The organism is Roseburia sp. AF15-21 (assembly GCF_003479505.1).
GTDB classification, from domain to species: domain Bacteria; phylum Bacillota; class Clostridia; order Lachnospirales; family Lachnospiraceae; genus Roseburia_C; species Roseburia_C amylophila.
Genome location: NZ_QUHG01000005.1, coordinates 180,638 through 194,165, shown reverse-complemented (window position 1 = coordinate 194,165; position 13,528 = coordinate 180,638). Strand labels below are relative to the sequence as shown.

The window sequence follows — 13,528 nt, the reverse complement described above, 5'->3', positions numbered from 1 at the left end:
CTCTTTTACTATTTACTCAGATAATTCCATGGGCTTACATAGCTTCCATTTAAGGATACGCCAAAATGTAAATGATTTCCAGTAGATATACCGGTACTTCCTACCTGGGCTATCGTCTGTCCCGCCGTGACTTTATCACCGGTGGATACCAAAAGTGCCGAAGCATGCCCATATACTGTATATAGCCCGCTGCCGTGGCTGATCATTACATAGTTGCCCATTCCATTATTATAGCCTGCATAGGAAACCGTTCCATCTGCCGCTGCCACAATACTCGCACCATAGCTTGCCCCAATATCCAGTCCCTTATGATTAGAGGATGCTCCCTGGGTCGGAGATAATCGCGTTCCGTAATCACTGGTTACCCTGGTACTGCTCGGACACGGCCATACAAAAGCCCCGCCACTGTATACATCTCCAGGAGTCGTATCCGGAGTAGTTCCATTTTCCTCTGCTTCCTGTCTTCGTTTCTCTTCTTCCGCTTTTTTTCTGGCTTCCTCTGCCTGAATCTGCGCAATAATTTCATTCTGTGCATCAATCTCTGCCTGTACTGCATCTGCATCCGACTGTGCCACCGTAATGTCACTCTTTACCTTATCCAGTTCGTCTTCCTTGGCATCCATCAGAGCCTGCACGGTCTGCTGCTGGGATTCTACCTGTGCCTTTAATTCTTCCAGCTCTGTATATTCCTGTTCTAACTGTTCCTTGGCATCTGCCACGGTCTGTACACTGTCATTGTACTGCTGCAGCATATCTCTATCATATTCTGAAATCTGCCGGATATATTCTGCCTGATTCAAAAATTCTGCCATACTGCCGGATTGAAAAAATGCTTCCAGATATGACATTTTTCCACTATTTTCATACATGAACTGAATCCTTTTGCTCATAGCTTCTGCCTGGCTTGCCACATCCGCCTGGGCATCCTCTAATTCGCTCTGGGTGTCTGTAATCTCGGCACTCTTTTCCTCTAACTGTGCCTGTGTATTGGTAATTTCAAGAGAAATGCTTGTAAGCTGCTGATCTAATTCCTTTACCTTCGTCTGAATATCAGCCTTGGAATCTTTCAGCCCATCAATGACGCTTTGGGCCTCCTCTAACTGCTTCTCTAAATTTTCTTTTTCCTTCTGTGCATCAGACAGGCTGCTGGCAGATATCTCCATCACCGGAGAAAGTAACATCACAGCTGTCAGTATTGCGGTTGTTACTTTTCTTCGTATCTTCATCTTATTCTCATCACCTTTTATATATTCAAAACAGGGTATCCCCGTGACTGCCCCAGTACACAGGCGATACCCTTTGTCCTTATACTTTCAAATGCTTCTTAATAGTCAGCCGGCTGCCAACAAATCCAATTCCCACTCCCAACAGCAGTGAAATTGGAACCAGACTGTGAAACAGTTCTGCAACCGGAATAAAATTCATAATATTATCTAAAAAGCTGAATTTGTCCGCTACATATACTATAATCTTGCCATACATGAAGTAAAGCAGAATCAGTGGCAATGCAGAACCCAGAAGTCCAATCAGCACACCCTCTACTACAAATGGTGCCCGCACAAAAGAATCCGTAGCTCCAATCAGCTTCATAATCGCAATCTCTTCTCTTCGTACCGAGATGCCAACTGTAACGGTATTACTGATTAAGAAGATAGCAACCGCAAGCAGGATTAAGATAATGCCTCCGGAAACATACGCAATCAGTTTATTAAAATCAGACAATGTATTTGCCACCACTGCAGAATGATGCACTTCCCTTACGCCATCTAAGGACTCTAAATATGTAACCAGTGCATCCTGCATGGAAACATCTTTCATATAAATTTCATAACTGGCAGAATTGGCAAGTGGATTCTCCGCAAATCCCTCTGCTGCTTCTTCTGAGCCACCAAAATATGTCTCTTTACACCTTTCCCACGCTTCATCTGCGGAAATAAATTCATAGCTGGCAACTTCCACACGCTTACTAATTTTATTACCAATCTCATCTATCTGTTCCTGCGAGATTCCCTCATTAAAGAAAACAGATACTGCAACGCCTTCCTCTGCCTCTTTTACCATTGACTGGAAGTTTTCTACAATCGAATAGAAAAGTCCAAACAAAAAGATACAGGCACACATGGTCGCAATAGATGCTACTGAAAACATTTTGTTACGCCAGATATTCTTGATACCCTGTTTTATTGAATAGAAAAACGAACTAATCCTCATCGCTGCAATCACCTTTCTCGTCACTGATAATGACGCCTTTCTTCATTGTGATTACACGTTTCTTCATTGCCTTGACAATCTCAAGATTATGTGTAACAACGACTACTGTCGTTCCCTTCTGGTTAATCTCCTCTAAGAGCTTCATGATTTCCCATGCATTATGGTTATCAAGATTACCGGTCGGCTCATCTGCCAGAAGAATCTTCGGCTGATTTACCAGTGCTCTTGCAATGGCAACCCTCTGCTGTTCTCCACCGGACAACTGTTTTGGATAAGATTTATATTTGGCAGCCAGCCCTACCATAGATAACATGGTCGGTACACTGCTTCTTATGAGCCTTGCCGGAGTACCTATTACCTTCTGGGCAAATGCTACATTCTCATATACATTTCTGTCTTTTAAAAGGCGGAAATCCTGGAACACAACACCTACATTACGACGATATTTCGGTATCTGTTTTCTCCGGATTGCATTTAAATTACGGTTGTTAATCGTAATAACCCCTTTGGTCGGCTCTAATTCTTTTAACAATAATTTAATCAGTGTTGACTTTCCGGAGCCACTGTTTCCAACGATAAAAACAAATTCCCCTTCTTCTATATTAAGACTGATATCATTTAATGCCGGTATTCCTGCCGAATATGACTTGCTTACATGTTCAAGCTTAATCATGTGTTCCTCCTAAAACTACTGCTTAGTAATCCAATGTCTCCATATATTTCATGTATTTTACTACCATTAACGCAATTTTAAATGTAATGGCATCTTCAAATACCCGAAGGTCTAAGCCTGTGCTTTTCTGCAGTTTATCCAGACGGTATACCAGTGTATTTCTGTGTATGTATAACTGTCTGGATGTTTCTGAAACGTTCAGGCTGTTTTCAAAGAATTTATTGATGGTAGTAAGTGTTTCTTCATCAAAATCATCCGGAGATTTTCCATCGAAAATCTCTTTGATAAACATTTTGCAAAGTGGAATCGGGAGCTGATAAATCAGACGTCCAATTCCCAGTGCAGAATACGCAATAATATTCTTCTCTTCAAAGAATATCTTTCCTACATCCAATGCCATTCGGGCTTCTTTATAAGAACGGGATACTTCCTTAATCTCATTTACTACGGTACCATATGCGATATAAGCCTCGCAGTCTTCATCTGCCTTGAACAGATTTAAGATAACTTCTGCCGTTTTCTCCAAATCCTCATAGGTCTCATTTTCTGCAAGTTCTTTTACCACAATGATATTTTTCTCATCTACCGCTGTCACAAAATCCTTGGACTTGCCACCAAAGATACTGCGTACTTTTTCCAGTTCATTTCCGTCCTTTTCCCGGTTGGTTTCTACAACATATACCACGCGGCGTACTTCCGTCTCAATATGAAGCTTCTTCGCACGGTTATAAATATCTACTAAAAGAAGATTATCCAATAAAAGATTCTTAATAAAGTTGTCCTTATCAAACCGTTCCTTATATGCTACCAGAAGATTCTGAATCTGGAAACCGGCAATTTTTCCCACCATATACACATCATCACTGTCACCATTTGCCAGTAAAACATATTCTATCTGATGATCATCAAAAACTTTAAAGAACTGGCATCCCTGAATCACCTGACTGTCTGCCGGAGATTCTACAAATGCCAATGCAGGATTGATATAATTATCTGCATCGGGAAATGTGGTTGCCAATACTTTCCCCTCAGTATCGATAATGCACATATCCACTCTTGTAATCCCTTTCAAACCGTCAATTGTGTTTTGAAGTATCTGATTTGAAATCATACTTTTTTCTCCTTCTCTTATCAATATCGCCCCAGTTACTGGACAACTTTCACAAAAAATTCGCATCCTTTTGTGAAAGATAAAACTCTTTGAATCTTATTTTAATGCAAAACGTCAAAAAAATAAAGAGGAAATGTGAATATTTTTATGCTAATATTCCAAAAAACCTTCTCCCAGCACTTCCCGGGCATCCGTCACAATTACAAAAGCTTTCGCGTCAAGTTCCATTACTATCTCTTTTAACTCTACAATTTCCTTTTTCGGCACTGCACAAAAGAGTATGTCCTTCTCATTTCCGGAATACATTCCCTTTGCATGAATCGCCGTAACACCGCGGTTCATCCGGTGCATCAGTGCATCTGCCACTTCAGCGGCATCTTCCGTAATGATATACGCCGCCTTGGAATATTTGATACCTTCCATAATTGCATCCGATACTTCCGTTGTTATAAAAATTGCCACCACAGCATATAACGCCGGCTTTACTCCAAAGAAAAACATTCCGCTTAACACAATAATACCATCTAACACCAGCATAATCTGTGCAATGGTATATTGTTTAAGAAAACGCTGTAATAAAGTGGCTACCATATCTGTCCCTCCAGTAGAGGACTTCGTCACCAGAACCAGACCGATTCCCGCTCCGGAGATGCATCCGCCATAAATAGCTGCCAGCATATAATCATCCTGGGCTATATTCCAGTGAGGCAGTACCAGAAGCCAGAAAGACAGCATTACCATTCCATATAATGCCCGCCACAAAAATTTCTTTCCCTTTCTTCTCCATGCGCATAAAAAAACCGGAAGATTCAACGCCAGGTTCGTAAACCATAACGGAATTCCTCCGGGAATCCATTTTACTGTCAGTTGTCTGATGAGAATTGCAACTCCGGTAAATCCACCAACAACCATTCCTACCGGGTCATAGATGGACTGAATTGCTATACCCATAAGGCAGGTTCCTGCTGTCATACACAAATAATCCACTATGGCCGGTCTTTTATATCCCAGACCCATAACCATCCGTTTCCTTTAATCTTTATTATATTTGTGTAATTTGCTCTGCAGTTTCTTCTTATGAATCAATCTGCCCGCTATCTGGGATATTCTGCTGATACGGGAACGCGGTGCATAATCACTGCTCAACCCATACCATATTTTAGCATCCAGTTTGCTTTTATTTTCTGTCAAAAACTGTTCCTGTAACGGAGACGGCAGAATGGAAAAAATAACATCTGCACTGGCACTGTTAATCTCATTTACCACACTTTCAAAGTCATTGGACTTTTCCTCTATCGCACAATGACCTGCCACCTCAATCTGTTCGTATTTTCCTACAAGGAAATGCTCCAGCTGTTCTTCCTGAGCAATGGTTTCTGCCAACAAAAATACTCTCTTATGGTTACGGATAATCCGCTTGATGAATTCCCGGAAGAAATCATGATTAATGGTCTCACTGAGCCGCTGGCTGGAATGAACATCTGCCGCAATCAGAATCTCCTTCTCTCCGATTACCGCAAGATCCAGCTGTTCAATGCACGCCCGCACCGTTTCATCCTGTCCTGCCAGTTCTAACATCTTCATATCTATGGTCTCTATGGTATTCATTATCGTGTTATCCAGATAATTTTCCACCTGCATCATTGCTTCACGGACTGTATAATTATCTACTTCTATTCCCAGTATATCGATTTTCTTTAACATCTTACACCTGTCTTATTCTGTGCATTTCCATGCGCTTTTATGCAAGTAGTATAGCAAAAGCTCCAGTTTTTTTCAACCATTGTGCAAATTTTCTGTAATAATTTTCTCAGATTGCCTTTTTACACCTTTGTAAATAAACTGACATTTTCAGACAATTTTATATGATTTTTTCAATATTGCAATGTCAATAGATTTTGTGTATTTTTTTGAAAAGTTATCAACTTTATCATTTGTTCACAAAACATCCGTTCTTATTTTTTGCTATGTAAACCTATATTTTTCTCCTTTTTTCTGTGGATAATGTGTATAACTTGGTGTATAACTCCTTTTTTTCGATATTTCCACATTTTTCGATGTGGATAACTTTTGGGACTTTTTTATGATTTCCAGCACTTTTTTTCGACGTTCTTTTCTTTTTTGTGCATATTGTATATTTTCAAAAAAGAAGTGTAAAATTGTCTGATTGCAATTTACACTTCTTTTCCGTCAAATGAATTTCTTTTCCACTTTTCAAAATAGTACCTCTTCCCCATATGTATATTTACATAATATCATATTCGTTCACATAACTATTTTGATTGGGAAATTGTCTGAACAATTCCTTCTATTCTTTTTTCCAAAACTGCATCTGCGTCCAGGCTTCAGGCTCTGCAGACAGCTTCGATTTCTTCTAACTCTTCCGTGGTAAATGCCGGTGCATCTACAATCTTTAAATTATCTAATATCTGCTGCGGACGGGATGCGCCAATCAGAACACTTGCTACCGTCTCATCCTTTAATATCCAGCTTAATGCCATCTGTGCCAGTGTCTGTCCACGGCGCTTTGCAATTTCATTCAGGCTCTTAATCTGCTGCATTCTTGTTTCCGTAAGGTCGGATGCATGAAGGAATCTGCCATCTCTTTTAATCCGGCTGTCCTCCGGAATTCCATCGATATACTTATCTGTCAGCATTCCCTGTGCAAGTGGAGAAAATGCGATCACACCTTTCCCCTTCTCTTTTGCAGCTTCTAGCAAGCCATTATTCTCTACCGTACGGTCAAAGATATTGTAGCGGTTCTGGTTTATCACAAACGGACACTTTAAATCTTCCAAGATTTCAGCTGCCTGTTTCATATGCACGCCATCATAATTGGATATTCCTACATATAATGCTTTTCCGCTTCTTACAATCTGGTCTAATGCCAGCATGGTTTCTTCCAATGGCGTATCCGGATCCATTCTGTGATGATAAAAAATGTCCGCGTATTCAAGTCCCATACGTTTTAAGCTCTGGTCTAAGCTCGCAATCAGATACTTCCTGCTGCCATGGTCCCCATAAGGTCCCGGCCACATATCATAACCTGCTTTCGTTGTAATCAATAATTCATCGCGGTAGGCATGCAATTCTTCCCGCATGATTCTGCCAAGATTACTCTCTGCACTGCCATATTCCGGGCCATAATTATTTGCCAGGTCAAACTGTGTGACTCCATGGTCAAATGCCGTAAAACACATTGCTTTCATGTTCTCATAATTATCATTGGTTCCAAAATTATGCCAGAAACCAAGGGACAACACAGGAAACAACAATCCGCTCTTTCCTACTCTTCTGTATTTCATGGTTTCATATCTTTGTTCTGATGCTGTATATTCCATCTGTGGTAACCTGCCTTTCCTTTCATTCTATAATAATGCGCCTCCGCCACTTTATTGGCTGATTTTATTATAATTGCAGTTTTTCCAGATAAAAATAGAATATCTTTTAATAACGTATCAAATTTTTATATCTGCTTTTTTCCAAATGTCTACCTGCAGTGTGCATCCTCGCGGAACGTTTTTTACTTTACAGGGAAGCAATTTCCTGTAAAGCAAAAAAAGGACTGTTGCAACCGCAACAGTCCCTGTTTATCTTTTTCAATATTATTTCATCCTTAATTTTACCATAAACTACAAGAAACACGCTTTGCGAGTTTCTCGAGTTATCGCGGTGCTCGCCAAATCTGCATGCAAGCATGCGATTTTTCTCGCTACTCGCGTAAATCAAATCCGGACATCCTAGAAAATACGTCTTACGGAAAGAACTGGCTTATAGTCAATCGGTGATGTAAATTTGATTCCTGAAGATGGTGTGCTGGCATGTACGATTGTGTTGTTACCAACATAAATTGCAACATGTCCACTGTAGCATACGATATCGCCCGGCTGCATCTGGTCTGTACCAACTTCATATCCGCAGCCTCTCATTGCTCCTGAAGAATGTGGTAATGATACTCCAAACTGTGCATACACACTCATTACAAATCCGGAACAGTCTGCTCCGTTTGTTAAGCTTGTTCCACCTGCTACATATGGATTACCAACGAACTGGCTTGCGAAGTTTGCAACTGCTGCTCCATCAGATCCGGATGGTGCATTGTATGTAGATGTACCACCAGATGTACTGGAGGATGAGCTGCTGCTCTTAGAAGATTTTTCTGCTGCTTTCTTTGCTGCTTCTTCTGCTGCTTTTCTTTCAGCCTCTTCTTTTGCAAGTCTTGCGGCTTCTTCTTCTTTGGATTCTGCCTGAACGAATTCAGTAGATAATGTTACATAATCAGCGGATACATATCCCTCGCCCTCTTCGATGGAAACTTTTACCCATCCATCTACAGACTCATCTGTAACTGTCAAATCATCCAATCCTGCAACCATTCCAAGTTTCTTAGAATCGGTAGAAGGCTCTGTTCTCACAAATAAAGTAACTGCATCTTCATTTACAGTTGCTACACGACGTCCGACGGAACGGGCCAGCTCTTCATTGCCGACTACTACATATTCACTCTTAACATAACCGGTAACGGTACCAGAAGTAATCTGATACCATCCATCTACGGTCTGCTGGACGGTTGCTGCTGAATTATTATAAAGCTTACCAAGCACCTCACTGTCTTCTGATGCTTCGCTTCTGATATTTACATAGTTATCAACCTGTGCAATTGCCACATTTGCGAACGGATCTTCTTCTACCGGCTGTGCCTCTTCTGCTGTATCCTGCTGTGCTGCATCCCCTTCGGTAACAACAGGTGTATCATTATTCTGTGCAGTTGCCACATTCGCCTTTGCTACAAGCTCACTGCTTGCCATATAATTGCTGAATGTCAAAGAAAAACCTGCTACTAATGTGTCATTGGAAGCCCCCACTTCCATTGCTGAAGTAACACCTGCGACTGGTGCTGCATATGTTGTTGCATTGCTTCCAGTGATTAATATTGCGCTTGCGAGACCGCAGGCTGTTAATCTTAACGCTTTCTTATACATAAAAACCTCCAAACCTAACGATTTGTTACAAATTTATTACATTTATTACAGAGTCATTATAGCGCAGCTAACTTGTCATGTCAACCTAAAATTCCCGCTTTTTTTACAACATTCTTTCCTTTCTTTTACGAAATCATTCCATCGCTTTCCATAGAAGCAATGGCATTGGCGCCATCTGCTACTGCCGTTACGACCTGGCGCAGCTGCTTGGTTCTGACATCCCCCACTGCATATATGCCAGGCACACTGCTCCTTCCATCCTCTCCGGCTTTGATATATCCTGTATCATCCAATGCCAGATGCGGTATTACTTTTACGGTATTCGGCACCATTCCCACAGCAACAAAAATGCCATTTACCGGAAGCATTTTTTCTTCCTGTGTCTTCTTATTTAATATTTTGATTTTCTCTACCATTCCTTCACCGCAGATTTCCTCTACTACGGTATCATATAAAATTTCAATTTTTTCATTTGTCTGCACCTGCTCCGCTAACACTTTTGCGCCACGGAAACTGTCTCTCCGGTGAATGAGGTATACTTTTTCACAACCTCTTGCCAAAAAGAGTGCATCCTCTAACGCGACATCACCACCGCCTGCCACCGCAACAGTCCGATTCCGGAAAAATGCTCCATCGCAGGTAGCACAATATGAAACTCCCATACCGGTAAGTCTTTCCTCCCCCGGTACCCCAAGCTTCCGGTAAGATGCTCCTGATGCAATGATTACTGCTTTTGCTTCGTACTGGTTCTGATTGGTTGTTACTAGCTTCTTTTCCTGCTTATCCTCTACCGATACGGCCTGTTCTTTTGCAAAGGTTACACCGCTCTTTTGGGCATGCTCCCGCATCTTCTGTGCCAGTTCAAATCCACCCACTCCTGGCAGTCCCGGATAGTTGTCCACTTCACTGGTATTTACAATCTGACCTCCGCTCATTGGCTTTTCTTCTATTATAAGTGTATCAAATTTTGCTCTTCCTGCATAAATTGCCGCCGACAGCCCTGCAGGACCGCTTCCTATTATAATCACATCATACATGTTATGGCTCCTCCATTTCTTCAGTAGGATAAGTATACCACCTTTTCCAAAATATATGAATGTTTCCTTGCTTTTTCTAATCTGCCATGCCATAATGAAAGTACATATCAAAGCAGAAAGGATGTGACTGATATGGATATTGCAGCATTAAACAATACTGCTTTAAGTGCACTCAGCAGTGCCTCTACTCCAACCAGCGAAGCGATTGGAGTTGCAATGCTGAGTAACCAGCTGGATGTCAGTCAGAGTATGAGTGACAGCCTGATTCGTGCCATGGAATTGTCTGTAAATCCTGCTGTTGGCGGAAACTTTGATGTTTCCGTATAATTAGGGCAGCATGCTAAGATTACAGGTGCCATCACAGAAAAAGAGATTGGAAATTGCAGTCTGGATTCTTCCTGATTACAACTTTCCAGTCTCTTTTTTACGCAGATAGTGAAATTCACATCCTGCTATTTGATTGCGATTGCTTCGATTTCAAGCATAACGTCTTTTGGCAGACGTGCTACTTCTACGCAGCTTCTTGCTGGGAAATCGGTGGTAAAGAATGTCTTATAAACCTCATTAATTGCTGCGAAATCATTCATCTCTTTGATGAATACAGTCGTCTTAACCACTTTGTCCATATTTGTACCTGCTGCTTCTAAAAGATTGGAAAGGTTGGTCAGTGCCTGTTTTGCCTGCGCTACAGAGCCTTCCGGAATCTCGCCGGTTGCCGGTACAACGGGAATAATACCAGAAGTATATACCATTCCATTTACTTCAATTGCCTGTGAATATGGTCCGATTGCTGCCGGTGCTTTTTCTGTTGCGATTACTTTCTTCATGTCTCGTTCCTTCTTTCTTTATTTAAATAATAACTATTCGCGGTGCTCGCCAAATCTGCATGCAAACATGCAGTTTTTCTGGCTGCTCGCGTAAATTAACTGTTTTTACGGATTGCATGCTCGCTGAGGGTTATCTTTCTCTCCTTATAGAGTCTGCCTATAGCGCGCTTGAATGCTGCCTTGCTGAGTCCGGTTTCCCTCATGATTACTTCCGGTGATGCCTTTTCTGTAAATGGCAGTACGCCGGCATAGGAATCTATCACTTCCATTACCTTCTGTGCATCGCTGTCCATCTGAAGGTAAGCTTTTTCCCGAAGGGTAATATCCAGCTTGCCATCCGGTTTTACATTGACTACTCTGGCAGCAATTACATCCCCTATCCGAAGATGGCTGCTGTCCTCATGCTTGGAAATCATTGCAGAATATTTATCATCCACCGCTGCAAAGGTTCCAAAATTATCACTGAATTCATAGATTCTTGCTTCTACTTCATCCCCGGCTTTATATGGAGAATCTTTGCTTAAAAGGTCATAAAGATTCTTCATGCTGGCGCAGAGTCTGCGGCTCTTATCAATATATAAAGTTACCATGACTTCATCCCCGGCATTTACCCTGCGGGTCATCTCCTTATAGGGAAGGAATAAATCCTTTTCCAGTCCCCAGTCTAAAAATGCTCCTATTTTACCAACTTCCAATACCGGAAGCACTGCAAGCTTTCCCAGTACCAATTTCGGTTCATGGGTGGTTGCAATCAGGCGGTCTATGGAATCCCGGTATAAAAAGATTTCTACTTTATCTCCGATGCGAAGTCCCTCCGGCACCTGTTTTGCCGGCAAAAGCACTCTGGTCTCATCCTCCGGATTTTCTGCCAGATACATTCCAAATTCAACTTTCTTTACTGCTGTCAGTTCCTGTTTTTCTCCAAGATTCATATTTTCCTGCTTTCTATTGTTCAAATTCTACAATGGCATATGGTTTCTGCTCTTCATCCGCCAGTGATACCAGATACATTTTATCATCTGCATATACAAATGGGAATACCTTGTCTCCTAATACTGCTGCTTTCCGGTATTCTGCCCGCATTTTATGGATATTAAAATTCTCAGGCAGATAATTCTTTGCCATGGCAATATACTGTTCATTATTTACATGATGATTGGTATCAATCTGCTCCGGGCGAATCTGAAAGCTTTCCTTTTCCTGCATTTTCTCCGGAAGTTTTATCTTTCTGTCCGCATAGTCCATTTTGAAAGGCTCTTCCATCTGATATTCTTCTAACATCTTATCAGAAATCCGTGCCGGTCTTTCCCTCTTTAAATCCATAAAAATCCACTGGGAATCCGCATAAGCATAGATTTTTCCCTCAGCATCCTCTATGGTAAAATTACGATAACCATAAAAACCTTTAAAGTTATATGGCCAGGTCTTTACTGTTATTTTTTCTCCAAGAACCGGCAGCCGTTCTACCACAATCTGCCAGGATGCCAAAAACCATGCCTGTGCATGCTCCTTCAAATAGTCCACGCCAATTCCAAGATCCTCTGACTGGAATATACAACAATCCTGCAGATAATTAGTCAATGCCTGAAATGTCATCTTCTGTCCGCTGTCTGTTTCACTATATCTTACTCTGCTTTTCATGGAATACATAGATGTGTCCTCCTTGTAAATGCCTGGCTATTAAAAAGAATGTGCCTGGGCACATTCTCGTGCCTGCGGCGGCCGCTTGCGGCATCTACCTTATGCGCCGCAGTGCGCATCCTCGCGGATCGTTTTTACTTTGCGGGAAAGCAATTTCCTGTAAAGTAAAAAAACACCACGCTGCTGTGGTGTTTTCATGAGCAGGGCTACAAGGATTCGAACCTTGAAATGACGGAGTCAGAGTCCGTTGCCTTACCGTTTGGCGATAGCCCTTTGTTGTGTCAACAATGGGTATTCTACATGAAAACATTCCATTCGTCAAGCACTTTTTCGATTTTTTTTCGATTTTTTGCAAAAAGTTTTTACAGGTCATCAAAAAACCTTGATTGTACCGTTCAAATCTGCAAATTCAATGGTCTCTTCCCACATCAGCTTTGCCTTTCCACTGGTGGAATCCGTAAGTTTCTTTTCTAATTCCAGACACTGTTCTAACGGTACTGCTGCATCCAGTTCCACACCTTCTGCATATTCGGTATCCATAATCGTAACGCCCTGTTCTGCCAGAAGATACTGTATCTTGCCAAGTCCTGTATAATCCGTACTTATCTTAAGACGCTTTCCCGGTCTCTTTTCAATGATGGTACAATTCTTTAAACCCTCCTGTACAGCACCCTGATAAGCACGCACCAGTCCACCGGTTCCCAGAAGTGTTCCACCAAAATACCGGGTTACTACTACCACTACATCCCGGATGCCCTCCCGTAAAAGTACGTCTAACATCGGACGGCCTGCTGTGCCGGAAGGTTCTCCGTCATCCGAGCAGCGGGTCAGCTCCTGATTTCTTCCTATTATAAATGCGGAGCAGTTATGTCTTGCATCCCAGTATTTTTTCTTCATAGTATTGATATATGCTACCGCTTCCTCTTCTGTGGTAACTGGTGCAATATTTGCAATAAACCGCGATTTTTTCTCTTCAAGCTCACCACTGCCGCCTTCATATATTACTTTTCCGTTTGAAACTTCTGACATATTGCATTGCTCCTGCC

At 41.7% G+C, this 13,528-nt stretch carries 14 protein-coding genes and 1 tRNA gene; 1 reads left to right on the top strand and 14 read right to left on the bottom strand.

Annotated features, from left to right (window positions below; genetic code table 11):
• Nucleotides 1-8: 8 nt before the first annotated feature.
• The 9 genes from DWW33_RS09240 to trxB form a co-directional block, all read right to left on the bottom strand.
• Entirely contained in the window at nucleotides 9-1,226 is a 1,218-nt protein-coding gene (locus tag DWW33_RS09240; RefSeq protein ID WP_117842236.1) for a murein hydrolase activator EnvC family protein, read from the bottom strand.
• Between the two features lie 79 nt (nucleotides 1,227-1,305).
• Nucleotides 1,306-2,211 carry a permease-like cell division protein FtsX gene (gene ftsX / locus DWW33_RS09235; protein WP_117842235.1) on the bottom strand — a complete coding sequence of 302 codons (906 nt, stop codon included), beginning with the start codon at nucleotides 2,209-2,211 and terminating at the stop codon, nucleotides 1,306-1,308.
• Entirely contained in the window at nucleotides 2,201-2,884 is a 684-nt protein-coding gene (ftsE, locus tag DWW33_RS09230; RefSeq protein ID WP_022243561.1) for a cell division ATP-binding protein FtsE, read from the bottom strand. The genes ftsX and ftsE overlap by 11 nt, the downstream gene beginning before the upstream one ends.
• A 22-nt stretch (nucleotides 2,885-2,906) precedes the next feature.
• Nucleotides 2,907-3,995 carry a PucR family transcriptional regulator gene (locus tag DWW33_RS09225; RefSeq protein WP_117696702.1) on the bottom strand — a complete coding sequence of 363 codons (1,089 nt, stop codon included), beginning with the start codon at nucleotides 3,993-3,995 and terminating at the stop codon, nucleotides 2,907-2,909.
• 150 nt (nucleotides 3,996-4,145) lie between these two features.
• Complete coding sequence (locus DWW33_RS09220; RefSeq protein WP_330416554.1) at nucleotides 4,146-4,967, bottom strand: YitT family protein; 822 nt, start codon at nucleotides 4,965-4,967, stop codon at nucleotides 4,146-4,148.
• Between the two features lie 60 nt (nucleotides 4,968-5,027).
• A complete protein-coding gene (locus tag DWW33_RS09215; protein WP_117842233.1) occupies nucleotides 5,028-5,699 on the bottom strand; it encodes a WecB/TagA/CpsF family glycosyltransferase in 672 nt (223 codons plus the stop codon).
• 641 nt (nucleotides 5,700-6,340) lie between these two features.
• Nucleotides 6,341-7,336, bottom strand: a complete 996-nt coding sequence (locus DWW33_RS09210; protein WP_118639329.1) for an aldo/keto reductase — start codon at nucleotides 7,334-7,336, stop codon at nucleotides 6,341-6,343.
• Nucleotides 7,337-7,735: 399 nt separating this feature from the next.
• A complete protein-coding gene (locus tag DWW33_RS09205) occupies nucleotides 7,736-8,977 on the bottom strand; it encodes a C40 family peptidase (RefSeq protein WP_118639328.1) in 1,242 nt (413 codons plus the stop codon).
• Between the two features lie 125 nt (nucleotides 8,978-9,102).
• Nucleotides 9,103-10,014: a thioredoxin-disulfide reductase gene (gene trxB, locus DWW33_RS09200; RefSeq protein ID WP_243088623.1), complete on the bottom strand. Its 912-nt coding sequence runs from the start codon at nucleotides 10,012-10,014 to the stop codon at nucleotides 9,103-9,105.
• Nucleotides 10,015-10,146: 132 nt separating this feature from the next.
• On the opposite strand from trxB, the gene DWW33_RS09195 reads away from it, so the two are divergent.
• The gene (locus DWW33_RS09195) at nucleotides 10,147-10,341 is read left to right on the top strand and encodes a YjfB family protein (protein WP_117842230.1); all 195 of its coding nucleotides are present in this window, start codon (nucleotides 10,147-10,149) and stop codon (nucleotides 10,339-10,341) included.
• Between the two features lie 125 nt (nucleotides 10,342-10,466).
• Here DWW33_RS09195 and DWW33_RS09190 read toward each other — a convergent pair whose 3' ends face one another.
• The 5 genes from DWW33_RS09190 to DWW33_RS09170 all read right to left on the bottom strand — a co-directional run bounded on the left by DWW33_RS09190 (nucleotide 10,467) and on the right by DWW33_RS09170 (nucleotide 13,511).
• Nucleotides 10,467-10,841 (bottom strand): RidA family protein, encoded by a 375-nt coding sequence (locus tag DWW33_RS09190; RefSeq protein ID WP_117842229.1) that lies wholly within the window; start codon nucleotides 10,839-10,841, stop codon nucleotides 10,467-10,469.
• Nucleotides 10,842-10,936: 95 nt separating this feature from the next.
• Entirely contained in the window at nucleotides 10,937-11,773 is an 837-nt protein-coding gene (locus DWW33_RS09185) for a CvfB family protein (protein WP_118639326.1), read from the bottom strand.
• 13 nt (nucleotides 11,774-11,786) lie between these two features.
• Entirely contained in the window at nucleotides 11,787-12,491 is a 705-nt protein-coding gene (locus DWW33_RS09180; protein WP_118172845.1) for an acyl-[acyl-carrier-protein] thioesterase, read from the bottom strand.
• A gap of 192 nt (nucleotides 12,492-12,683) precedes the next feature.
• Nucleotides 12,684-12,755 (bottom strand) — tRNA-Gln (locus DWW33_RS09175).
• Nucleotides 12,756-12,854: 99 nt separating this feature from the next.
• Nucleotides 12,855-13,511: a YigZ family protein gene (locus DWW33_RS09170; RefSeq protein WP_117696681.1), complete on the bottom strand. Its 657-nt coding sequence runs from the start codon at nucleotides 13,509-13,511 to the stop codon at nucleotides 12,855-12,857.
• Nucleotides 13,512-13,528 lie beyond the last annotated feature (17 nt).